This window comes from Glaesserella parasuis, from assembly GCF_017352235.1.
In the GTDB taxonomy this organism is placed as follows: Bacteria; Pseudomonadota; Gammaproteobacteria; order Enterobacterales; family Pasteurellaceae; genus Glaesserella; species Glaesserella parasuis.
This window is the reverse complement of the sequence record NZ_CP071487.1, coordinates 972,855-998,207: the sequence shown is the minus strand read 5'-3', so window position 1 is coordinate 998,207 and position 25,353 is coordinate 972,855. Positions and strand designations below refer to the sequence as shown.

Annotated in this window: 18 protein-coding genes; 4 read left to right on the top strand and 14 right to left on the bottom strand. The window is 40.6% G+C overall.

Features of this window, described 5'->3' with window-relative positions; all coding sequences use genetic code 11:
• Positions 1–49 precede the first annotated feature (49 nt).
• Positions 50–466: an 8-oxo-dGTP diphosphatase MutT gene (gene mutT / locus J1G47_RS04995; protein WP_005710841.1), complete on the top strand. Its 417-nt coding sequence runs from the start codon at positions 50–52 to the stop codon at positions 464–466.
• A 122-nt stretch (positions 467–588) separates the two neighbouring features.
• On the opposite strand, the gene cydC is transcribed toward mutT, so the two are convergent.
• From cydC to folE, 13 genes are all read right to left on the bottom strand, one after another.
• Entirely contained in the window at positions 589–2,253 is a 1,665-nt protein-coding gene (gene cydC / locus J1G47_RS04990) for a heme ABC transporter ATP-binding protein/permease CydC (protein WP_207326811.1), read from the bottom strand.
• A 14-nt stretch (positions 2,254–2,267) separates the two neighbouring features.
• Positions 2,268–3,998 carry a heme ABC transporter permease/ATP-binding protein CydD gene (cydD, locus tag J1G47_RS04985; RefSeq protein ID WP_207326810.1) on the bottom strand — a complete coding sequence of 577 codons (1,731 nt, stop codon included), beginning with the start codon at positions 3,996–3,998 and terminating at the stop codon, positions 2,268–2,270.
• A gap of 44 nt (positions 3,999–4,042) precedes the next feature.
• Entirely contained in the window at positions 4,043–4,579 is a 537-nt protein-coding gene (locus tag J1G47_RS04980) for a type III toxin-antitoxin system ToxN/AbiQ family toxin (RefSeq protein ID WP_012621620.1), read from the bottom strand.
• A gap of 237 nt (positions 4,580–4,816) precedes the next feature.
• Positions 4,817–8,722, bottom strand: a complete 3,906-nt coding sequence (tamB, locus tag J1G47_RS04975) for an autotransporter assembly complex protein TamB (RefSeq protein WP_207326809.1) — start codon at positions 8,720–8,722, stop codon at positions 4,817–4,819.
• A 12-nt stretch (positions 8,723–8,734) separates the two neighbouring features.
• A complete protein-coding gene (gene tamA, locus J1G47_RS04970; RefSeq protein ID WP_207326808.1) occupies positions 8,735–10,468 on the bottom strand; it encodes an autotransporter assembly complex protein TamA in 1,734 nt (577 codons plus the stop codon).
• Positions 10,469–10,497: 29 nt separating this feature from the next.
• Positions 10,498–11,343, bottom strand: coding sequence for a divergent polysaccharide deacetylase family protein (locus tag J1G47_RS04965; protein ID WP_010785760.1), 846 nt, complete (start codon positions 11,341–11,343; stop codon positions 10,498–10,500).
• Between the two features lies 1 nt (position 11,344).
• A complete protein-coding gene (gene envC, locus J1G47_RS04960) occupies positions 11,345–12,535 on the bottom strand; it encodes a murein hydrolase activator EnvC (RefSeq protein ID WP_010785761.1) in 1,191 nt (396 codons plus the stop codon).
• Between the two features lie 72 nt (positions 12,536–12,607).
• Positions 12,608–14,308 (bottom strand): long-chain-fatty-acid--CoA ligase FadD, encoded by a 1,701-nt coding sequence (gene fadD, locus J1G47_RS04955; RefSeq protein WP_010785762.1) that lies wholly within the window; start codon positions 14,306–14,308, stop codon positions 12,608–12,610.
• Positions 14,309–14,318: 10 nt separating this feature from the next.
• The gene (locus tag J1G47_RS04950; protein WP_112062988.1) at positions 14,319–14,747 is read right to left on the bottom strand and encodes a SoxR reducing system RseC family protein; all 429 of its coding nucleotides are present in this window, start codon (positions 14,745–14,747) and stop codon (positions 14,319–14,321) included.
• Entirely contained in the window at positions 14,744–15,709 is a 966-nt protein-coding gene (locus J1G47_RS04945) for a MucB/RseB C-terminal domain-containing protein (protein WP_005710857.1), read from the bottom strand. Before J1G47_RS04945 ends, J1G47_RS04950 begins: the two co-directional genes overlap by 4 nt.
• A 291-nt stretch (positions 15,710–16,000) precedes the next feature.
• Complete coding sequence (gene glmU, locus J1G47_RS04940; RefSeq protein ID WP_075592204.1) at positions 16,001–17,362, bottom strand: bifunctional UDP-N-acetylglucosamine diphosphorylase/glucosamine-1-phosphate N-acetyltransferase GlmU; 1,362 nt, start codon at positions 17,360–17,362, stop codon at positions 16,001–16,003.
• A gap of 22 nt (positions 17,363–17,384) precedes the next feature.
• Complete coding sequence (gene thiI / locus J1G47_RS04935) at positions 17,385–18,836, bottom strand: tRNA uracil 4-sulfurtransferase ThiI (protein WP_016528056.1); 1,452 nt, start codon at positions 18,834–18,836, stop codon at positions 17,385–17,387.
• 147 nt (positions 18,837–18,983) lie between these two features.
• A complete protein-coding gene (folE, locus tag J1G47_RS04930) occupies positions 18,984–19,640 on the bottom strand; it encodes a GTP cyclohydrolase I FolE (RefSeq protein ID WP_010785766.1) in 657 nt (218 codons plus the stop codon).
• A gap of 114 nt (positions 19,641–19,754) precedes the next feature.
• Here folE and J1G47_RS04925 point away from each other — a divergent pair, with 114 nt between their 5' ends.
• The 3 genes from J1G47_RS04925 to J1G47_RS04915 all read left to right on the top strand — a co-directional run bounded on the left by J1G47_RS04925 (position 19,755) and on the right by J1G47_RS04915 (position 22,622).
• A complete protein-coding gene (locus J1G47_RS04925; protein WP_021110592.1) occupies positions 19,755–20,456 on the top strand; it encodes a 3-deoxy-D-manno-octulosonic acid kinase in 702 nt (233 codons plus the stop codon).
• A gap of 203 nt (positions 20,457–20,659) precedes the next feature.
• Entirely contained in the window at positions 20,660–20,884 is a 225-nt protein-coding gene (locus tag J1G47_RS04920) for a YejL family protein (protein ID WP_075592206.1), read from the top strand.
• A gap of 1 nt (position 20,885) precedes the next feature.
• Entirely contained in the window at positions 20,886–22,622 is a 1,737-nt protein-coding gene (locus J1G47_RS04915) for a DUF3413 domain-containing protein (RefSeq protein WP_075592207.1), read from the top strand.
• Positions 22,623–22,668: 46 nt separating this feature from the next.
• Here the strand turns inward: J1G47_RS04915 and topA are convergent, their stop codons facing one another.
• Positions 22,669–25,281, bottom strand: a complete 2,613-nt coding sequence (gene topA, locus J1G47_RS04910) for a type I DNA topoisomerase (RefSeq protein ID WP_207326807.1) — start codon at positions 25,279–25,281, stop codon at positions 22,669–22,671.
• Positions 25,282–25,353 lie beyond the last annotated feature (72 nt).

Sequence of the window (25,353 nt, the reverse complement as noted above, 5' to 3'; positions counted from 1 at the left end):
GTAAATTATTTTACAGTTCTGACCGCTTGGTTTTATACAAGGAATTATTATGTCTAAACCTCTTATTCAAGTTTCAGCTGGAATTATCCGCAATGAATTTGGGCAAATTTACTTAACACAACGTTTAGAAGGACAAGATTTTGCTCAGTCGCTAGAATTTCCTGGCGGTAAGGTGTCGCAAGGTGAAACACCTGAGGAAGCACTACGTCGCGAATTGGAAGAAGAAATCGGTATTTATGTGTTAAGTGCTTTTCCGTATGAACATTTCAGTTTCGAGTATCCAACTAAAGTGATTGAGTTTTTTTTCTATTTGGTGGAAGAGTGGGTAGGTGAACCTTTTGGTAGGGAAGGGCAAGAGGGATTTTGGATTGCTCAACAAGATTTAGAAGAAGGACAATTTCCGCCTGCAAATAATACATTGATTAATAGGCTGAAATTTGAAGCCAGCTACTCATTAGAAAAATAATAAAAACTAACGATATTTTTCCATATGCTTAAAAATAGCGACAAGAAATAGTAGCATTGTCGCTAGTTTATTGTTCTATGCCATGCAAAATGTCGACCTAGGACAAAATAACTTTAACATCCTTACCTCAGAATCGCAGAAGCTATCCGATAAACCCGATCAAACTGTTCCAACCCGTTTAGACGATGGGTAATCATCAGCAAGGTTTTTCCTTGAGTATGGGATAAAATCTGTTTTAGTATCTGTTGCTCTGTATCTCGATCTAATCCTTCCGTTGCTTCATCAAGTAAGAGAATATCGGCAGAGCTGAGTAATAGGCGTGCTAATCCTAATCGGCGTTGTTCGCCACCAGAGAGTGGGCGCCCGCCTTCGCCTAACCATAAATCTAAGCCTTGTTCTTCGAGAAGGTAGCTTAAATTGACTTTTGCCAGCACTTCAGATAAAGCTTCGTCTGTGGCTTGTGGGTTGCCAAAGCGTAGGTTTTCACGCAGGGTATTGCTGAAAATGTGGACGCGTTGGCTAAGTACGGCAATTTGTTGGCGTAATGTTTTTTCAGGGTAATCTTTAATATTGCAACCATTTAAGAGGATCTCGCCGCTTGTGGGATCGTAATTGCGGGTGAGTAGTTGGAAAATTGTTGATTTTCCGCTACCCGTTTTACCTAATATGGCAATGCGTTCACCTTTTTTTATCTCAAATGAAATGTGGTTGAGTACTTGCTCGTGCTCTGGTGAATAGGAAAAACTTACCTGATTAAAGGTAATAAGCGGTTGGTTAGCCTCGGTTTGTTTCCATTGAGCTGTGCCATTAAATTGTACTGTCGGTTGCTGTGCGGTGATTTCGCTGATCCGTTCTGCCGCTTCAATCACTTGTCCTAGATGTAAGAAGGCCATTCCGATCGGCATTAAGATTTCAAGGGAAGCCAGTACGCAAAAGACAACTAAGGCGATAAGGGCTTCGGGGTTGTCTGCCTGTGGTACATTAATGGCGGTCGCTGATAAGTAAATCACGGCAGTGACTAAAATGCCGTTAATAAACATTAGGAGTGCATTTGATAAACCGCCTAATTGGCTTTCGTGGCTTTGTGCCTTGAGCCATTGCTGTTCGGTCTGTTTTAGTCTATCTGTGGCTTTTGACAATACACCAAATAGTAAAAATTCGCCGTTAAGTTGGATCCACTCGATAAACTGTGAGCGGTAGGTAGCTCTGGATTGTATCGCGATTTTGCCTAATTTTCTGCCTAAATGGTAAAAAAGTGTCGGGAAAATCAGTAATAATGCAACTAAAGTGCCACAAATTACCCACGCTAATAGAGGCGAAACAAAAGACAAGCCTATCCCCATAAACAGAATAACCATAATGGCACTGATAAAAGGGGAAAGTAGGTTTAAATAGAGTGTATCAAGGGTATCAACATCTGCAACAAGGCGGTTAAGCAACTCACTGTGGCGATAACGATTTAACCCTGCTGGGCTAAGGGGAATAAGTTTGCTAAACACCGCAATACGTAAATTAGCCAGTACACGAAATGTGGCATCGTGCGTGACTAGGCGTTCAAAATAACGAGAAATAGTGCGACCGATAGCAAGTCCTCTTACCCCTGATGATGGATAAAAGAAATTAAAAAGTAGGCTTGAACCAACTAAAGCAGACGCCGCTAAAAACCACCCCGATAAACTGAGCAAGCCGATACTAGCCGTCAAGCTGGTGATAGCCAAAATGATACCTAATATTAAACGCCCAAAATGAGTTTTATACAGGGCAAGAAAAGGGAAAAGTGAACGCATAGCTTATTGATTTCCTAATAATTCTGCAAAAAGCCTTGTAAGGCAAGCTCGGTAAAGTTTCCACGTTGGATAATTTGCCCTTGTTTCATTACCCAAATTTCATCAGCTTCTTTTAAATCTTCAATACGATGGGTAATCATCAATGTGGTTTGCTCTCGGCTGAGATTGTGCAATGCACTTAGCACCTGTTGTTCCGATTGCATATCAAGGCTAGCGGTAGGTTCATCAAGTAATAGCAGTTGAGATCGGCGTAATAAGGCTCGAGCAATGGCAATACGTTGAGCCTGTCCGCCCGAAAGCCCGATGTTGCTATCTTGGATTTCTCGATCTAATCCCAAACGATAGACAAATTCATCAGCCTTTGACAAGGCAAGAGCATTTGTTAAATCGGTTTCGTTGGCGTGTTCATTACCTAATAGAATATTTTCTCGTAGTGAGCCTCGCATTAGCTGTGGATTTTGTCCTACCCACGCCAAAGTCGCACGCCATTGAGCCATATCGAGTTCTCTTAACTCAATGCCATTAATTTTCACGCTACCTTGATAAGATAAGAAACCTAGCAACATATTCATCAGTGAGCTTTTTCCTGCCCCACTTTGCCCCACTAAGGCAATATGTTGATTAGCCTGTAGTTGGAAATTTAGCGGTTCTGTTAATGCTTTGCCCTGTGGCGAGAGGATCACACAATCTTGGGCGTGAATTTCAAGCGGTTGGTTTGGCACTTTTTTTTGCCCAGTGGTTTGAGCTAAAACTGTTTCACTTAAAAAATGCTCTAGGCTATCCGCCGCCCCGATTGCGGCGGCTTTATCGTGATAATAAACCCCTAATTCACGCAATGGTTGATAAAATTCAGGGGCTAACATCAAACAAAAAAAGCCGATAAAGAGGGTAACAGAAGTGTTGTAAGCACCAAAATTGAGTTCACCTAAATAGGTAAAACCAAAATAGACCGCCATTACCGCAATAGAAATGGCGGTAAAAAACTCTAATACCGCAGAAGAAAGAAATGCCATTTTCAGCACGTCCATTGTACTTTGGCGAAATTCTTCGGTACGTTGGTAAATTTGCTCTGTCTGTTTGTCGGCTTGCCCAAACAGGCGGATCGTTTCTAGCCCTTTTAAGCTATCTAAAAACTGCCCACTCAAACGAGAGAGAATACCGATATTTCTTTGATTTGCTTCAGCAGCTTTAATACCAGCTAACGCCATAAACAACGGCAACAGCGGCAAGGTAGCAAATAGAATTAAGCCAGCCGCCCAGTTCAACGGAAAAACAGCCGCCAAAATAGCAAGCGGTACGATTAAGGATAGATATTGCTGTGGCAAGTAGCGAGCGTAGAAATTATGGATATTTTCTACTTGTTCTAACATTAACGTTGCCCAGCTTCCTGCAGGGCGTTGTTGGATCGACATTGGACCGATGTGAGACAACTTAGCCATTACTTGCTCACGCAAATGAATACGCAACATTTGCCCAGCTTTAAAACCAGTCCGCTCTCTTAACCAAAGCAATATCGCTCTGCCTGCAAAGCAAGTCAGTAATAATCCAAGTTGTGACAGAAATTCTGTCGGCGAACGATGCTCGACAATCATCTGATGTAACATTGTGGCGAGTAAACCCATTTGTGCGATTAATAACATTGCACTGAATGAGCCGAATAAGACATTTAAATAAAGCCACTTTTTTACAATTTTTTGCTGTTGGCGTAGCCATTTTTGTAATTGTTTTTGACGTTGTTTTTCCACGAGTGTCCACTTATATGTGCGTAAATGATGAAATTTCAATTAAATTACTGAGATTTTTCAAAACCCTGATAATATTCTTCAAGCAATTTAAAATTACAACAATATTGTTCAAAGTTATCTTTTTTATTAATTGCTTTTGAATAAACTTTAGTTGCTTTCTCCTTTATTTTTCTTTGATTTATTGGGTTATTGATAAAAAGCATTTCTTTCATCAACAATGAAGCATATTTATGCTCTTCTTCAAATTCTTTAGTAAGATCTATGTCTTCAATAACAGTATCTAAAACAGGAAACATATTGTTTAGTTTAATACCCGCAATAGTTTTTTTATTATCGAAACCCGTTGTGATTTTAATAACAAAACGCTTATCAAATGGTTTCTTATTATTTTTAGTATTGGGGGCTGATGATAATGGAGCAAAATAAGAAATATGGTTAATTGTTAATACAACGCCAACAAAAATACGTCTTTTATTTTTATCCAATTCTTTTTCGGGAGAAATACGAGTATCAATAGAGTGTAAAAATTTTGTATATTCAGGATTAATTCTGCACAATTTGAGTTGAAGTTCTTGTTTCATATTGATATTCCTTTATAAACACAAAAAGGCACTACCGTGCCTTTTTGTTTTATATCGCACTTTAATGGTAGCGTTCACCACATATACATCGCACTTTAATGGTAGCGTTCACCACATATACATCGCACTTTAATGGTAGCGTTCACCAAATCAGGATATTAATCCTATCGCCTTTGATGGTATAAATTTTCTATATAAAAGTCAATCTTTATTTGGCGTGCTAATTTCCATTAAAAACTAATCAAATTCATACCGATACATCAAATCTACCGCTTGATTGATACTTGACACCCATTGCAAATAGAGGCTTGGGGCAAGGCGGTAGCGTAAGGTTAATTCGGTAAGAGGGGCGAAAAGTCCTACGCCATATTTTACTTTGAATTTCGGTGTTAAACTACCACTGACGACGACTTTTGTGTTGTCTCCAATCCCTGCGGTAGTGACATTGAGATCGTTGATACCAAAGGCACTGCCCACGGTGCCAACGGTTTTACTGCTTTTTGATAAACTCATTCCAATTAAGGCGGCAGCAACGGAATTGCTTGAATCTGCATCGCTACCGCCATCTAATCCTCGTCCAGTTAAAATGTAGGATAATGCCTGATCCTGTGACATTGACGGGGTTGAGAAGATTTTGACTTCGGGGGCATCAGCAATTCCTGTGACTTTAACCCCTGCAGTTACATTAGCATCTTCCATTGCTTCTGGGTTGCGGATCGCTTCAATGTCTAGGGTTGGCTGGGAAGACAATCCAGTAAAGGATATAAGCCCTTTACGAATTACGAGATCTTGTCCAAAAGAGGCAAAGGTGCCGTTTTTTAAATGAACTTGTCCATATAAACCTAATCCTCGATTTCCTTGTTGGACTTTGATAATGCCGTTTAGATCTGTTTTAAGACCATAGGCATCTAATTTTACGTCGTTACCAATGTTAATAGCGACATCAGCTTTGATTGCCATTCCGTTGTTATTTTGAGGCAAGTTTTTATTCAGTAAAGCGGTAGCTTTGTTCTTGTTTTTTGCTGATCCGTCCATAATCACTTCGTCGCTACTGATGGTGACAGCACTTTTAGGTAGTTCTTCTACGGCAATTCTTGCCCAAGGAATATCAATATTTCCGCCAAGGATTAACTCTTTTGGCGTAGCTTTTACTTCAATATGTGGGCTGAGATCAACTTTGGCGATATTAGGAATATCAACACGGAAGCGGTTGACTTGTGCTTTTATTCGTGTATGCCAAGCCTCTAGTTTTTGCCAATTTGCATCGCCTTCAAGTAATAGTTGGCTTTCTTTCGTTTGAATATTGCCTTTTAAGGTTGAACTTGCACCTTTAAAGTTTAAGGCAAGCATTCCACCTGTTACATCAAATGGCATTGATTTAGAATGCACTTGTAGCCCTGTTAAGTTTAAATTGCCTAGCAGTTGTGGAGATAGAGCTGTTCCACCCAGTGTTAAACGAGCGTTAATATCCCCATTAACTTTTTCATCTGTGCTAAGTAGCGGTTCGATTAAACGTAAATTTAGCTGATCTATATTGATGTTGCCAGACAATCCTCGCTGTTTGGTAAGTTCTTTCATCAGTAGCTTGCTGGTTAAACGCCCGTTATTTTCTATGCGAATATCGCTATCCAAGCTCAAATTGTTTTCTGCGATTTTGCCATTTAATTTCAATGATGAAAGGGACAGAGGGAAACTGCGTCCGTTCAGTTTTTGTGTAAATTTAAGGCTATTTGAAAGTAGCTCTACATTAACTTCGGGATCTTTTTGGCTAAACCAAGCCACATCACCTTTAGCATTGACGATACCAGTTAATATACTCTCTTTCGGCAAGTATTCTTGTAGCATTTCAAGGTTAAATTGTTTGATTTCAAACGACACTTTCCCCTCTTTACCCGCACTAAATGTTTGTGGCAAGCAGAGCGTTGCTTTTGGATTTCGCCAACAATGTGCGGAAACATCTGCTTTAAGTTCTTGATTGTGATAGCTAACTTGTAGATTTTTATCATTTTTCCATTCGCCAACAGGGGTATGGATATTGAGATTACTTAGTTCACCTTGCCATTGTTGTTTGCTACGATCAAACTGCCCTGCTAAGTGAAGCTGGATACCCACAGGCTTTCCTTTAGCGGTCAGTTTCAGGCTATGATTTGCTTCACTAGCATTTGCTGTAAGATTAGCGTTCTCTAGAGTTATTTCGCCGTAAGTTAATTGACGCAAGCCTATTTCGAGATCACCTTGCACTTGTTGTGCGGTGCTTACTTTCCCTTTGGCATTGAGATGTTGTAGCTGAAATTGATCATAGGCTACATGATTAGCGATAAGATCGAGATCTAAACTAGGTTCATTGATATTTCCCTGTAGCTTAATTTGTCCGTTGATATTGGCTTTTAAGTGTGGGATTAAACCTTGTAAATTCGGGGCTTTAATGGTGGCATTGAAATCAGATTTTTCGCCTAAAACACCTTGCATTACAATGCGGTTTTCGCCATAAATTAAACTTGCTTCAGGGATATTGAGTAAGGTGTTATGATCTGCTGTCAAGGTGCCTTTTAACTGTAAATGCTTTTGCTGTAAGTTGCCGTGCAAATCCATATTGTCTAGCACAACCGCCCATTCATTGCCTGTTTCACCTCGCCCAACAAAACCTTGAGAACGAAATTCCCCCGATAGTAACGCAACCCATTCAGGAAAAATGGATTTGGTATTGACATTCTGTAAGGCAAGGTTGGATTGCCATTCTAAGCCGTTTGTCCAATCGACTTTGCCACTGAATTTGGTTTGCCCTTGTAGTGCGTTGAGCAATGCTTCATTGACTGCAAAATAGGTTAATTCCCCCTGCCCTTTTAGGCTTAAATCTGCAGGGGGAATGTTCATACCTTTGGCGGATAAGCTACCGTTTAAGTAGTAATTGAGTAGATCGCCTTTTAAAGCGAGGTCGATTTTTTCAAAGACAAGCGGATCTTTACCTTTCCCTGCGATAAAAGGATAACTGAATTTCGGACTTTTAATACTGAGATCAAGCGGTGTTTTAGGTTCCGAAAATTGCAAAGTACTGTGAATATTTGCTTCAAAAGCACCGCTTGTTTTGAGATCTAGCTCAGCAATGCCAAAGAGTTCCCCAGATAAAATGAGATCTGCCTGACTTGCAGGAATTGCAAGCTCTTTTAAATGTGGAATTTGAGCATTGAGTTTCCAATCTAAAGGATAATTACCTGACAAGGTGAGTTTGCCAATCCCTGAAATAGTGCCTTTGTCGCTTTGCAGGTTGAGTTTTTGCAATTCCACTGATTGTTCGTCAGATTTCGCTTGCAACTCAAGCAAACTGATTTTTAATAGCGATTTTTCGCTTATACCTTTAGCGGTCTTAACTTTCTGGCTCAACTGCAATTGTTTTGCTTGAAATTCCAGCACAGAGAGATTAACAGGTAATTGAATAGGATCTAATTTGGTTAAGATCGGCTGTGCAAGCTGTTGTTTTAAGGCTTCCCAATCTATCGGCTGAGAGGGAGTTTCAGCAACTTTTTGAGGCTTTTCCGTAGTTTGCTGTGGTGCAAGGGAAACAGTTAAACCTTGTAATTGGGTTGGGGATAATGAGAGGCTCTTCCCTTTTCCTTGAATGCCCGATTGGAAATGCTGTAAGCCAATATCAAGTTCATCAACTTGAACCTTTAGATTGTCTATACTTATCTGTTTTAACGATACACCAATTGGCAAATTAAACTCACCGCTTGTTTGTGTATTTGGAGTGGACGGGGGAAGTTTGCTGGTATCAACCGCCACTTGTGTGTCTTTGATTGCAATTTTTTCCACGCAGGCGGAATATGCCAATAAGCAACTCAAATCTAAATGTAATTCCGCTTGTCCAACTTGAACATTGACCCCGTTGAGCTGATACGCAGTATCCGTAAGCGTTAAGCCATTTTGTAGGCTTCCCTCCACTTTGCCAATCGAAAGCGGATCTAACCATTTATCTGCAAGGGTTAAAGCGGTTCTTTGCCCCATTCCTGTTGCAAGAAAAGCTAAAGGCAATAAAAGCAAAATCAGTAGCACACATAAACCACGCCATAACCAACGCCATTTTGTGTTGTGGGGTTTTACTGCTGTATCATTGGGTGATTGTGCTAAAGATTGCTCTTTTTCCATAACATTATCTCACTAAAGTTCTGTGCCTAAGCCAATGTAGAATTGTAGCCCTTTTTTATTATCTGGTGAGCGTACTGGCATTGCTAGGTCAAATTTAACTGCCCCGATAGGCGAAGCCCAACGTACACCAATTCCTGCCCCTGAATGTAGGGCTTTGCTACTGAATTTTTTATCGGATAAGCCCGTATCGTAAAAGGTCGCTGCCCACCAATCTGGGTACACTTGGTACTGATACTCAACAGAACCTGTTGCTAAATGCGATCCCCCTGTTAGTTTACCTTGGTTATTTTTAGGGGAAATCTTTTTGTAACCAAAACCTCTTACGCTCATATCCCCCCCTGCAAAATAACGTAAGGAAGGTGGAATACGTTCAAATTCCGCTGATTTTAAATAGCCGACCTCTGCTCTTGCAACGATACGATGATTATCAAAATAGGTTCTTACCCACGCCGTTGAAGCCTTAAAACTGTAAAAACTCACATCTGATATGAAAGCTTTATCCCCAAAATTGATGGTAACTTTCTGGCTATCCCCCCATAAAGGAAAGCGTCTGCCATCAGAACGAGTGCGATTTAGAGAGGCTGTTGGGTAGAGCAAGAAGGTCTTAAATTTATCACTACCCTGCCTAAAAGCATCATAACGGGTTTTAACCCCGAAGGAGAACGCCCAGCCTGTTTCGTGGTTCCAGAAACGCTGAAAAGCAGAATATGCCCCTGTAAATTGGGTATCGTTTTGATTTTCTCGATCAAGCCCACCTGACACCTGATAGTAGTAATGAAGTGGCTGTGCTTTTACAGGCATTTTGTAACCAAACTCCACTCTCTGTTTAGGCTTAGATAAATAGCTATTTAGCTCTAAACTATGCCCTCGCCCGTTTATCCAAGGCTTTTTCCAGTTAAATTGCAAACGAGGACCAACATCTGTGGCATAGCCAATCCCCACTTCAATATCATTTTTCTTTTTAGGTATTAATAATATGTCTAAATCCACCTCTTTTGAGGGCTGCTTTATACTTGGTTCAACTAAAACAGATGAAAACCAGCTACTTGAAGAAAAATCGTTCGATAGTATCGATAAATCGTTCAAATAATAATAGTCACCAGACTTAATACGCAATATATTCGTGAGATATTCCTCTCGAATTTGATTGCCTTTAAACCCTATTTTGCCATAGCGGTAACGTTTCCCACTATCATAGCCCAATCGCCAATCGGCAAGATATTCCTTCGGATGGACTTCTAAACGGTGATACAACCACTGCCCATCAAAATAGCCGTTTGTTTGAGAGAGTTTTTCTATACTGCTTTTAAAATTATCGTAGGTTTCGTGATTAAGCACCGTTCCCATTGGCGGAACCTCTTTGGCTAATAACCGTTTAAAATCATCGTCTTGCTCGGCTTGTCCGGTGATCTTGATTTCCCGTTCATCTAATTTAACTGGCTGATCCAATTGTACATATAGCGTTAAGAGATCTTTGTTAGAAGAAGTACGAGGGGTTAGTTCAAAGCGATATTGAGTATTGTAATATCCCTTTGCTCGTAAGGCTTTATCGACAGTTTCTTGTACAAGCTGTTGGTAACGTTCTGAGCTGTCCGCATCATCGTTGCTTAACTGCGAGAGGTAAATACGCACATTTTGATAGAGACCTTTATCTTTGATCCCATCAACTTCAAGTAACACTGTTTGCTCTGCATTCGCTATACCAATTAAAACTAATAACGAACAAAAAGATAATCTTGTTTTCATCGTGTTATTCTACTTAAATTAACATAAACCTATTCCTGAGGTATCCCTCTTAATAACGGCACTGCCCGATAAGGTGCTTTAGAGGTTAAAGCAGGTTCAATCTCAAACAACATAATAAATGGTTTAACTGGTTCGACATTTTCCGTTTTCCATAAACTACTCAAACTCGCCAACTGAATATCCGCAGGTAAATTTGCAATCCCCTGTTCAAGCACGGCGATACTGTGCTTACGAGGATGCCCAATCATAATCGCAATACCGTGTTTGCGAGCATATTGAACGGCGTGTTGAAATTGCCGTTGTACATCAGCAAACACATCACTATTATCTAAAAAAATGTGGCGTTCTAATGCATTTAACCCATAAGCTTTTGCTGTTTGATAAGCCACACTATCCCCTGCGGTTTTACTGTCTAAAAACCCCAACCTTTGCTGTGATAAGGCTTTCATCAAGTGTTGCATTGTCGTTTTATCCGCAGTCGCTTTACTACCCATATGATTATTCAAGGCAATGGCGTAAGGTACTTGCTGTTGAGCCTGATGAATTAACTCACTCACCTCGCTTTCCCCCATTCCCACCAATAATGCCCCAGCTTCAATAGGCTGTTTCACTTTGGGTTGCATAGGTAAATGGATTAAGATCTCTCGTCCTTGTTCTTTCGCTTTATTTGCTCGGGCTGTGGCATAAGGTGCAGAAGGAATAATGGCAACATTGACCTCTTTGGGTAAGGTATAAATGGCATTATCTTCTTTTATTCGATAGCCAATATCATCAATAACGATCACCAATTTATTCGCATAAGCAAGCGGTGCAAAAAGCCCGAAAATTTGCAAAAGCAACAAAATAATAGACCGCTTGTTTATCCATTTGTTCATTTTACTGTACCCATTTCAAAGGATTGACCGCCACACCTTTACGGCGAATTTCAAAATAGAGAGCTGAACGACTTTGACCGCCAGAGTTTCCTACACTCGCAATCACCTGCCCTGCTTGAACTCGCTCACCTTTACGCACATTGACTGATTGATTATAGCCATACAACGACATATCGCCTTTACCGTGTTCAATCACGACTACCTCCCCATAACCTTGCAACCAAGTTGCTAAAATCACTCGTCCACCAGCTATTGCTCTGACTGGTGTGCCTGCACTTGCTTGAATTACCACGCCGTTCCATTTAATTTCACCCATCTGTGTTGAGCCAAAGCGATTGATGATTTTCCCAGAAACAGGCATACGATATTTCCCAGATAAGCCATTACCTGCCCGAACTTGCTGTTTTTCAGATTCCGTTGCGCTACGACGTTCTTCCTTATTCTTTTTCTGTTCAAGTTTCGCAATATCTTGTTTTTCTTGCTGTTCAGACTCATTGCTTGCTTGTACCAACTGATTTCGCAACGCCTCTTCATTCGCTTTCAGATTTTCTAAATGACCTTGATCTTGAGCTAAACTTTTATCAATAGAACGCAATGTACTTTCACGTTCATTTTTGACTTTCTGCAAATCTTTCTCTTGCTTCTTCTGTTTATTAAGTTGCGTCTGTTGCCCTTTTTGTTGCTCTTTTAACTCATCTCGGCGAGCTTTAAGATCCGCTTGTGTGCGACGTAACTCATAGATCGCATCAATCCTCACTTGATTGATATGCTCATAATAAGCCCCCATTCGATCTGCATTTTTGGCTTCTTCGGATAACAATCTCTCTAAGACTGAAGGATGAATACCCGAACGATAGGCAGAATCCAACTGCTCCTTAAGCCTCTCTTTTTGTACCGCTTCCTGCTTTTCTAACCGCTTGATCTCTTGTTCTGTGCGTTTAATCGATGCCCTTGTTTCAGACAAAGTCATTTCTGTTTGTTTTAAACTATTAAGGACTTTCCCCATTTCAATTTCTTGATTTTTTAATGTCGATTGCAAACTATCACGTTTTTTCTTTTGCTCATCAATTTTGTTTTTTAATGCCTGACTTTTCTGCTGAATTTTAGACAAATCACCAGCCATCGTTTCTGTAAACAGCGTTGGAACAGCATACACTAAAACAATCAGAGCAAAATATTTAATTAATTTCAAAAGAGATCCTTAATTCAGATTAATATAATGACTAGTGGTATATCTCAACCGCAGATATACCACTTATTCTCACTACAATTTTCCTTCCATCTGTGATTTCACTCGAGCAACTTCCTCATCTCGCAACACACGGCGTAAAATCTTACCTACATTGCTTTTCGGTAGCTCATCACGGAATTCAATCTCTCGAGGAATTTTATAGCCTGTTAAATGTTGGCGACAGTGATTACGCAGTTCCTCACGAGTTAGGCTTTCATCTTTTTTAGTCACAAAGACCTTAATACTTTCACCCGATACTTCACTTGGAATACCAACCACAACCACTTCATTCACTTTCGGATGTAATGCCACGACATCTTCGATCTCATTAGGATACACATTAAAACCAGATACAATAATCATATCTTTTTTACGATCAACAATGCGTAAATTGAGGTCTTGTCCCAGCTCAACAATATCACCTGTTGCCATCCAGCCATCTTTTAGCACTTCTGCGGTATCTTCAGGGCATTGCCAATAACCTTGCATTACTTGAGGGCCTTTTACCCATAACTCGCCACGCTCACCTATCGGTAAATCATTACCAGCATCATCAACAATACGAATGTCGGTATTTGGTACTGGCACACCAATAGATCCCGAATACTCCGTAGAATCGTTACGTGTTGCCGCAATCAATGGGGAACATTCGGTCATACCATAACCTTCAATAATATGGCACCCCGTTGTCTTATGCCAACGATCCGCCACCGCACGCTGAATTGCTGCACCACCGCCTACAGAGAGCTTCAAGTTAGAAAAATCAACTTCTTTCAGTTGAGGATTATTCAGTAACGCATTAAACAAAGTATTTACCCCTGTAATCGCCATCACAGGATACTTCTTCAACTCTTTCACAAAAGCTGGAATATCACGAGGGTTAGTAATTAACAACCCCGTTACACCTAGTTCGATAAATAATAAACAATTCACTGTCAAAGCAAAAACGTGATAGAGCGGCAGAGCAATTACCCCAATTCGCTCTTGGCTTCGTTGGATTAAAGGATAGGCTACCCATTTCGCTTGAAGAATATTGGCAATCACATTGCTATGACTTAGCATTGCCCCTTTAGCCACTCCTGTTGTCCCGCCTGTATATTGAAGAAACGCCAGATCATTTTTATAGAGCGTTGGTCTTACATATTGACGCTGTTTCCCGATACTTAATGTCTCACGGAAACTGACCGCATGTGGCAATTTATATTTAGGCACCAATTTTTTCACATACTTCACAACAAAGTTGACTAGCGTACGCTTACCAAAAGAGAGCTGATCGCCCATACGGGTCAAAATAACGTGCTTCACCTGCGTATTGAACACCACTTTTTCCAAGGTTGCCGCAAAATTTGACACGACGACAATCGCTTTAGCTCCACTATCATTCAATTGATACTCTAATTCACGCGGTGTATAAAGCGGATTGACATTCACCACCACTAACCCTGCACGCAACGCACCAAACAACGCAATCGGATATTGCAACAAATTCGGTATCATCAACGCAATGCGTTCACCTTTCTCAAGGCGTAATTCATTTTGCAAATATGCAGCAAAAGCACGGCTACGCTCTTCCAATTTACGAAATGTAAGTACCTGACCCATATTAATATAAGCAGGAATATCAGGGTGGCGTTGTACCGCCTTTTCAAACATCTCCACCAACGACTCGTAAGGCTCCACATCTAAGGTACGTTCAGCCTCTGCTGGATAATTATCAAACCAAATTTTTTCCATTACATCTCCTTTAAACTTTACCCAAAAATACAGGAATAAACTGAGCCTGAGATTTTTGAGCAACAGCTCTTTTAATCATAAAAAAAGTCACTGCCGTAGTACACAACACCCCAGCAGCCACCCATAATTCATTGTAAAGCCATTGCGATAAAACCAATGTTGATAACACAATCACAAATAATGGCACCGCATATAACCAAAAAACACCTTCTAACAAACTTCTCTCGGCTAACCCAATTTTCACTTTATCACCGACTTGCAAAGGCATCTCAACCGCTAAATCAAATTGCGGTGCAAATTTTTCCCCCGCCAATGCAGAAAGGGCTTTTGAACCACAATGGCTTTGAGCTACACAACCGCCACAACTAGATTTTGCTTGGCATTGCACTCTAGCAATTCCATTTTGATACTGAATAACAGTGGCTTGTTCAATCATCATTGTTCTTCACCTTGTGAACTAAACTCAATCTCTTGCACAATATGGCGTGCCGATGCCAACGGAATTTCGCCCACAATAATCACATCTTTATCCCCGATTGTCTGGCTGTAAACACTGGTTTTTCCCTCACGCCAAAACTGATCTTGAAATGAAATCCCCTTATTTTGCACAAGATATACCGTAAAAGAGAACAGACCATCACTATATAATCGACTTTCGATCTGCTCATCTTGAGCCAACACCTCAGACAAATTTTGTTGTCCTGAAGCCACCTGCTTAAATCCATTAGGCACCCATTTTAGCTGCCATTCTAAAGGTTTTAGTTCCGAATGTACTTTAGTTTGCAGTAACGTTGGTAGAATTAATGTACGAATTGGCTCTACAATGTACAATAACTGCTCATCTACCACAGATTGAATTGTCCTAAATTGCTCTAACACATTATTATCTCGATCCAACAAGTGGCTTTGCAGCAACAGATGATTTTCCTCATCGATCCACAACATATATTGATAACGGAAATCATCCCTTGGCACAATCCGAATTACCCTTGCAATACGATCTGCCACACGACTTTTCCCATTATCTAAAAACGCATAGCCCTCAAGCTGAGAAAAATTACTATAAACAACGGTTGGGAAATCATCTAAAATATGGGGTGTTTTTAAACTGAACGGCTGATAATCACCAAAATACCCAACCACATCTTCCCTTAAAATCATCTCTTCTCTTGTGGCATCAAGATGTAGTAGTTGAGCGTACTCTTGTCCGTTATCATAGGCGTGTCGATAGCGTAAAGAGGTTACATCATCGCCTTTTTGAAAAATGTAAAGCTGTTCATAATTTAAGGTTTGATGAGCTTTATTCATTGCAGTCAAATAAGCTAATGGTGTGGATAATGGCTGAGCAAATCCTGTTATGGATAAAAATAAACTAACAAATAAGGTAATATACTTTTTCATAAAACACCTACACCATTTTTCACAAGCGGTAATATTCTGCCGCTTTTTAGCATTATTACATTTGCGGAAAAGTACGAAATATATTACCAAATATAATACTAAAATTGTAATAGTATGATTATTACTATGAACCCCATGTCCCAACATTCTCAACGCCCATATCAATGAAGATTAAAACGGCATAGATTCTTGACACATCATATCCCTGCATCTTGCAAGCAGAGTTTTACGGCACAGAGCTGATAAAAAATCCTCTTTTACACTAAAAGAGGATTTTCCTAGTACAATGAATTATTTCTTCGTCGGACGTTGCCAACCTTGAATATGGCGTTGTGGCACACGGGTAATAACCAGTTCATCAGCCGCCACATCTTTAGTAATGGTTGAACCAGCCCCAATGGTTGCACCGCTTGCGACAGTCACAGGGGCAACTAACTGAGTATCAGATCCGACAAACACATTATCACCAATGATAGTTTTAAATTTATTAGCTCCATCATAGTTACAAGTAATAGTGCCAGCGCCAATATTCACATTTGCACCAATTTCACTGTCGCCAATATAGGTTAAATGCCCCACTTTTGAACCTTCGCCAATGGTAGATTTTTTGATTTCCACAAAGTTACCAACGTGAGCTTTTGCTGCCAGCTCTGTACCTGGACGCAAACGTGCGAATGGGCCAACATCAGCGCTTTCGCCGATCACACTATCTTCTAAGACAGAATAAGGCTTAATCTCAACATTATCACCTAGCACAACATTTTTCAGCACACTGCCAGCCCCAATTTTAACGTTATTGCCTAACTGGATAGCACCTTCTAAAATCACATTCACATCAATAACCACATCTTTACCGTGCGTTACCGTACCTCGCAAATCAAAACGAGCAGGATCAATGATCGTCACACCAGCCAATAACAATTTTTCCGCTTGTATTTTTTGGTAATAACGCTCCAGAGCAGCAAGTTGCAAGCGGTTATTTGCCCCTTCAACTTCCATTAAATTTGTTGCTTGAACAGCTTCAACTTTGTAACCATCACGATTTGCCATTGCAATCACATCAGTAATGTAATACTCGCCTTGAGCATTGTTATTATCTAATTGCGATAACCATTTTTTGAAACTAGCGCCACTTGCAACCATTACCCCTGTATTAATCTCTTGGATCTTTAATTGCTCAGGGTTAGCATCTTTTTGTTCCACAATCGCAACTACGGAACCATTTTCACGGATAATACGACCGTAGCCCGTTGGGTTATCCAATACCACTGTTAATAACGCAATCCCATTTTCAGGTTTAGCTGCAATCAATTTCTCTAAAGTTGTCGCAGTAATCAAAGGGGCATCGCCATAAAGCATTAAAATGTTTTCATCATCGGCAAAAAATGGAGCAGCCTGTTGCATTGCGTGTCCTGTGCCTAATTGCTCCGCTTGTAAAACCCAATTTACTGGCTCTGCAGATAAGCGTTGTTGTAATAAATCACCGCCGTGACCATAAATTAAGTGAATTTGTTTTGCCGACAGCTGTTTTGCTGTATCAATCACGTGTTTTACCATCGGTTTTCCTGCAATCGGGTGCAAGACTTTTGGTAAATCTGAATACATACGAGTGCCTTTACCCGCTGCTAAAATCACAACGCTTAGTTGAGTCATATTAACTCCTTAATTAAAATAACTAGAGGATACTGAAAACTTTTACATTACTAAAACCATTCTCTTTCAAATAAAGAGCTTGCAATTTGCTCATCACACCACGCTGGCAATAGAGCAGATAGGTTTTCGATTGATCTAAGTTGCCGAAATGATTAGAGAGTTTATAGAACGGTAGCTCTTTGACTTCAACCCCTTCAAGGCTGAACGGTTTTTCATCCACTTCTTCAGGGCTACGAATATCTAAGATCACATCGTTTTCGCCTAATTCAGAAGTAGTTTCAACGGACACTACTTCTTTTTCGGTCTGTTGAGCGATCTCACGAATATCTAAATAATGGGCGTTTTGTACCGCTTGTTCGAGAACGTCAAAGTTGAAATTCCCTTCTTCTTCGATAATTTTACTTTCAATCGCTTTTACTGTTGGATTTTTTGAAATCACGCCACAAAATTCTGGCATAGATTTGGCAATATCATCTGTGCCAATCTCTTTTGCCATTGCGATAATTTGCTCTTTATCGTGGGTAATCAACGGACGTAACACTAAAGTATCGGAAGTCTTGTCGATTAAGCGTAAGTTCGTCAAGGTTTGGCTTGATACTTGCCCTAATGCTTCGCCCGTGACAATTGCTTGAATATCAAAACGTTCAGCAATTTTGCTGGCAGCACGCACCATCATACGTTTTAGTACCACGCCCATCTGTCCGTTATCGACTTTTTCTAAAATTTCACCGACCACATTTTCAAAGTTGATCGCCACAAAACGGACTTTATGGGACGAGCTGTAACGGCTCCAAATATGGTACGCCATCTGTTTCACACCGATTTCGTGTGCCGCACCGCCAAGATTGAAGAAGCAATAATGCACACGAGAACCACGGCGAATTAGCATATAACTTGATACGCCTGAGTCAAAACCGCCAGAAATCAGCGATAGCACATCTTCCTGCGTACCAATCGGATAACCGCCTAAACCTTCGTGACGAGCCTTGATGAGCAACATCTTATCCTGGTCAATATCAATACGCACCGTTACATCAGGATTAGTCAATTTCACACTTGCCGATTCGATATGCTGATTTAAGCCGCCGCCCACATAACGTTCCACATCAAGCGAGCGGAAATCGTGCTTACCTTTACGGCGAACACGCACGCAGAAGGTTTTACCCTCTAATTCCCCTTTTACTTTCGCAAGGGTATGCTCAAAAATGTCATGCATTGTGGTAAACGGCATTTCTTCTACTTCAAGAATATGATGAATACCCGGGGTGCGTTTGAGTAAATCCAATACGAGAGGAGCTTCTTCAGCGACTTTTGCTCGCACTTCAATAAAATCCCAGTTGCGAATTACTGCCACATTTTCTGTTTCACGCAGTAACACATTACGGATATTGGAGGTTAAAATTTTGATAAAGCGTTTACGCACGGAATCGCTTTTAATCATAATTTCAGGGAAAAGTTTGATAATAAATTTCATAACTTACAATATTTGTACCTACTTTAAATAATACTTGCCTATTAATTATTTCAGCATTACTACCTCTACCTAATCACACATCACATAAGATGATCGAGGAAAGTAATGTTATATTCCATAGACATAATTAAGCACTATACCAAACACTTATTTGTTAATTAACGATAAGAACTCTTTGCGAGTATCTCTGTCTTGCAAGAACACACCGCCGAATGCAGACGTCATTGTTTGGCTATGTGTATCTTTTACTCCACGACATTTCACACAGAAATGGGTTGCTTTCACATAAACCGCCACATCTTTTGTTTCTAAAATGGTTTGAAATGCCGTTAAAATCTGTTCGGTAAAACGTTCTTGAACCTGTGGACGTTGTGCAAAAAACTGCACAACACGGTTAATTTTTGATAATCCAATAACCCAATCTTTTGGGTAATACGCCACGGCCACTTTACCATCAATTGTCACAAAGTGGTGTTCACAGGTGCTGGTTAAGGTAATATCATCCACTAAAACCATCTCGCTCACTTTCATCTGGTTTTTGATTTTGGTGATTTTTGGAAAGGTTTCATAATCTAAACCGCTAAAGATTTCGTCCACATACATTTTCGCTAAACGATGCGGCGTTTCTTCTAAACTGTCGTCGCGTAAATCCAAACCTAATAATTCAAGGACAGCACGCATATGTTGCTGGATTTCATTACGACGAGAATCTTTATCTTTCTGATGGCAAACCGTTGGGGTTTCAATCCCTTTTGCAAGAAGTGCATCACGCACACTTTGGGCTTCTGGAGAGATGTTGCTCATTGATGATCCTCTAAAAATTTAAACGAAAGATTCTACCAAATTGCCTTAAAAATACAACGCAATCCACAAAAATCGTGTAGAATCGCAATTACATCAAAAAGAGAATAATAAAATATGTATTACCATTTTAATACTCAACTTGTCGCCGATGAAAAACAATCTTTTGTGCAGCAATTACTAGATTGCAAAGATTTCAGTCAATCCAACCGCTTGTTAGGTTCATCAAAAGGGCGTGGTACAACTTGGTTTCTCAACACCGAAAAAGAACTCGGTGTAAATAGTGTGCTTCGTCATTATTATCGTGGTGGCTTATTTGGTAAGCTCGTTAAAGATCGCTATCTTTTTCAAAGCCATGAAAAAACACGAGCAATGCAAGAATTTCGTTTGCTCGCTCAGCTCTCTAAATGGCAAATTCCAGTGCCTCGGCCGATTGCAATTAGAGTGAAGCGTCAATGTTGTTTCTATCAAGCGGATATTTTGTTAGAAAAAATTGCAGATACCCAAGATCTGAGCCAATATCTACAAACAAAGAGCTTAACACCAGCACAATATCAGCAGATTGGGCAACTGATTCGCCTGCTACACGATCATCAAGTTCATCACTCAGATCTCAACATTCATAATATTTTGATCGACAATCAAGGAATATTTTGGCTGATTGATTTTGATAAATGCCAAATCCAGCAAGGGAATGAATGGAAGCAAGGCAATTTGGATCGGCTATTGCGATCTTTTAATAAAGAGAAAGGAAGATTATCTATCCATTTTTACCCACAAGACTGGGAAATCCTATACCAGAGCTATATGAACAACTAAAACGCTCACTTTGACGTCCCCCATACCCAAAAGGACAGGGACGTCAACATAGTTCTCCCAAATAAGACTTCCCCTTGCAAACGCTAGACGTTTTCCATACTTAAAAACCAAAATAATATTGAAAAATTGCGTAAAACTCACCGCTTGTAAATCACTTTTATGCTACTATTCCCACCAATTTTATTTTTTAAGATGTAACTCCAATGACAACCAAATCAAAATATCAAGATAAACAAATTGAAGCACTATTAAACGATCTTATTGTAACCCTTGAAAAACACAAAGCCACAGTCGATCTCTCGTTAATGGTTTTGGGGAATATGGTAACGAACATTTTAGTCACCAACGTGCAAAGCCCACAGCAACGTGAAGTGCTTGCTGAGGCATTTAGCTCTGCCTTAAAAAACTCATTAAAATCGGCAAAATAATATGTTAAATCAACTTCGCTACCTTCTTCCTGAAAATTCTCGGCAATATCGAGAAGAGATCTCACAACGCATTAGTTGGGGTCACTGGTTTGCGTTATTTAATATCGTTGTGACGTTGCTAATTTCCTCTCGCTATGCCTTTAATGCCGACTGGCCAAACACCCTTTTCGGCAAGCTCTATTTTTTTATTAGCTTATTTGGGCATTTTAGCTTTGTCGTCTTTGCACTATATCTGCTGTTGCTCTTTCCTCTGAGCTTTCTGATTAAAAATAACCGTGCTTTCCGTAGTATTTCAGTGATATTTGCGACTATCGGAATGACGATCCTATTAGTTGATACCGAAGTCTTTAAGCGTTTTTACCTCCATTTGTCACCGCTTGTTTGGGATCTGTTAGTCAATCCTAACGACGACGGCGAACTGACACGCCAATGGCAATTGCTTTTTGTGCCAATGCCACTCATTTTATTAGCAGAAATGCTTTACTCTCGTTGGTGTTGGAATAAGCTCCGTAGTTTCAACCGCCAGAAGTGGGGAAAATATGTTGCAATGCTGTTTCTAGCTTGCTTCACAGCTACCCATTTACTCTATGCGTGGGCGGATATGACCCTATATCGCCCGATTACCGCCCAAAAAGCAAACTATCCGCTTTCCTACCCAATGACTGCACGCAGTTTCCTTGAAAAACACGGACTTATCGACCGTGCAGTATTAGAACAGCAGATCGAAGAAAGCGGTCGGTTAGACACCTTTTATCTCAACTACCCGCGCAAAGCCTTGCAATTTGTTGAACCACAGCATAAGCCTAATGTACTTTTCATTAATCTCTCTGGCTTAAAAAATGAAGCGATTACCGCAGAAACAATGCCATCGCTTTACCAAGTCAGCCAAAATGCTCGCCGTTTCACCCAACATTACAACAGCAGTGATAGCCTAAGCGGTAGCATCGTTGGACTATTTTACGGATTAAGTGGACGCTATTTAGACGCAATTTTGAACGAAAAAGCCCCTTCGCTACTGATCGCTCGTTTACAACAGCTAAACTACCAATTTGGGCTATTTTCACACAACGGCTTTGCAGAACCGATTTACCACAGAGCCTTATTTGCCCATTTCAAATTACCTAAAACAAAAAGCAATCTTGAAGCCATTGAGAAATGGAAAAACTGGATCGGCAAACGTAGCGACAAAGCATTTTTTAGCTATCTAGATCTACAACTTCCTTCAGGCATAGACTATGCCCAACAAAGCAAAAATTTAGATTGGCAATTCAATGAAATTTGGCAAACCCTTGAACAACAAGGCTTAGCCCAAAGTACTTTAATTGTGATTACCTCTGATATTGCTGAACAAGCGGTCACTAGCGACAACAGTTTTGCACAAGCTCGGATCCAAGTACCAATGCTTATCTACTGGCAAGGTGATAACCGCACCTATAGCTTACCTTCTAGCCATTTAGACATAGCTCCAACACTGTTAAGCCAGTTCTTCGGGGTAACATCGCCAATTAGCGATTATGCACAAGGTATTGATTTAACGAAAGAAAATAGCCGAAAATGGCTTCTAGCCTCAAACTATAAATGGAATGTAGCGATAATGCCAAGTGGTGAGCAATTTCATATCAACCGTAAAGGCGATTTTGAACATTTTGATCTACAAGGCGAAAAACAGACTAGCCGTCCGCCACTCGCCCTGTTTTTACAACTTATTCAACAAAGTAATCTATTTATTGAAAAATAAATCAAAGGGCTAAGTATCGTATCCCACCAGACTTAGCCCTCTACCTTTATCTATGTCTTTCTATCCACTTGCCATCAAGGTAATCCACAATCCATTTGGTTGCCTTGCCGTTTTTCTCAGAGGTAACATACTGACGTTTTTCTTTACGGCTAAAGCGGATAATGGCTTCATTGCCTTCAGGGTCTTGTTGTGGTGCGTCTGCAAGGTATTGCAGTTTTTCAGGCAAACGATCACGGTATAAGGCTAATTCTGCCACTTTCGGGGCACGTGTTTCACGGGATTTCGGGAAGTTGTGAGCCGACATAAACACACCGCTTGCGCCATCTCGTAGCACAAAATAAGCGTCCGATTTTTCGCATTTTAACTCTGGGAATGCCACTGGTTCTTCTCGTGGGGGGGCGACTTCGCCATTTTTGAGAATTTTGCGAGTGTTGTCACAGTTGGTACAGCCCATATATTTGCCGAAACGTCCAAGTTTTAAGTGCATATCCGAACCGCATTTGTCACATTCGACAATCGGGCCGTCATACCCTTTGATTTTGAAAGAGCCTTCTTCAATCACATAGCCGTCGCAGTTCGGGTTATTACCGCAAATATGAATTTTACGTTGTGGATCGATCACATAGCTATCCATTGCCGTATCACATTTCGGGCAACGTTTGCGTTTCATTAATGCGTTCGTTTCCGAATCTTCGTCTAACACATTCAGCAATTCCGCCTCTGGAATTAAGTTGATCGTGGTTTTGCAACGCTCTTTGGGTGACAAAGCATAGCCTGTACAGCCTAAGAACACACCAGTACTTGCGGTGCGGATCGCCATTTGGCGTTGGCAAGTCGGGCAGTGAATGTCTGTTGCCACTAGATTATTCGAACGCATTCCGCCTTCCAGTTCATCAAGCTCTGCAGTGGTTAATTTTTCTGAGAAATCGGCAAAGAAGCGGTTTAATTCGACTTTCCAGTTGCTATTGCCCGACGCAATTTGGTCGAGAGTATCTTCCATATTTGCTGTAAAATCGTAGTTCATTAAATCGCTAAAGGCTTCGTTTAAGCGATCTGTCACGATTTCACCCATTTTCTCTGCATAGAAACGGCGGTTTTCTACTCGCACATAGCCACGCTCTTGAATGGTCGAAATAATGGCGGCATAGGTTGATGGACGACCGATCCCACGTTTTTCCAACTCTTTCACCAACGCCGCTTCGCTATAACGTGCCGGCGGTTTGGTAAAGTGTTGGCTAGGTTCAACGGCGTTCAGTTTCAAAGTTTCATTCAAACTGACTTCTGGCAACTCTTGATCTTCCGCTGTTTTGCCTTGAATTGGCAGTACTTTTGTCCAACCGTCAAAACGTAATACACGCCCTTTGGTTTTGAGTTCGTAATCCCCTGCTGTTACCGTTAAACTGGTTGAGTCATATTCCGCTGGAGTCATTTGGCAAGCAAGGAATTGTCGCCAAATCAGGTCATATAGGCGTTCTGCATCTTTTTCCATACCGCTTAGATCTTGCATTTTCACCATCACATCAGACGGACGAATGGCTTCGTGAGCCTCTTGCGCTTTCTCTTTGCTGGCATAAAAATTCGGTTTTTCAGGTAAATAACGCTCACCAAATTGTTTTTCGATATAGCTACGAGCCATCGTCAATGCATCTTGGCTCAAGTTAGTTGAGTCGGTACGCATATAGGTGATGTAGCCTGCTTCATATAGACGCTGTGCCAACATCATCGTTTTCTTCACGCTAAAGCCTAAACGGGTACTTGCCGTTTGTTGTAAGGTGGAAGTGATAAACGGCGCTTTTGCTCTCGATGAAGTCGGCTTTTTATCAATTTCAGTGACGATAAATGCAGAATTTTGCAAAGATTTTACCGCTTGTTCTGCTTCTTTTTGGTTTTTCGCTGAGAATTTTTTGCCTTTATGCTGTACAAGTTCTAAAGCGAGATCGCCTTTTTTCGCAGACGTTTTAGCTAAAATATCCCAAAACTCTTCAGGCTGGAACGCTTTGATTTCACGTTCACGCTCAACCAACAATTTCACCGCCACAGACTGCACACGCCCAGCCGATAAGCCACGAGCCACTTTTTTCCAGAGCAACGGCGACACCATAAAGCCCACCACACGATCTAAGAAACGACGTGTTTGTTGAGCATTTACTCTATCCATATTGAGCTGTTCAGGCTTTTCAAAGGCTTGTTTGATCGCATTTTTAGTAATTTCATTGAATACGACACGGCTAAAACGCTCGTTCTCACCGCCAATCACCTCACGCAAATGCCACGCAATCGCCTCCCCTTCTCTATCCAAGTCGGTGGCGAGATAGATATGATCGGCTTTTTTAGCAAGGGATTTCAGCTCTGAAACCACTTTTTCTTTACCTGGTAAAATTTGGTAAGTTGCGTTCCAGTCGTGATAAGGATCCACGCCCATACGCTTCACTAAAGCGGTACGTTCTTTCTCTGATTTTACTAAGGCTTTTTGTTCTGCCGTCATACCTTTAGTCGAAACCGCTTTGGCCTTTTCGGTTTTTTCTTCTTTTTCCGCACCGCTTGTTGGTAAATCACGGATATGTCCGACACTTGATTTCACCACAAAGTCACTGCCTAGATATTTATTAATTGTTTTAGCTTTAGCTGGCGACTCGACAATTACTAATGATTTTCCCATTGAGAATACCTAAATTAAATAATAATATAAATAATATTGAAATTATTTCTTAAAAGTAAATATTAAAATTGA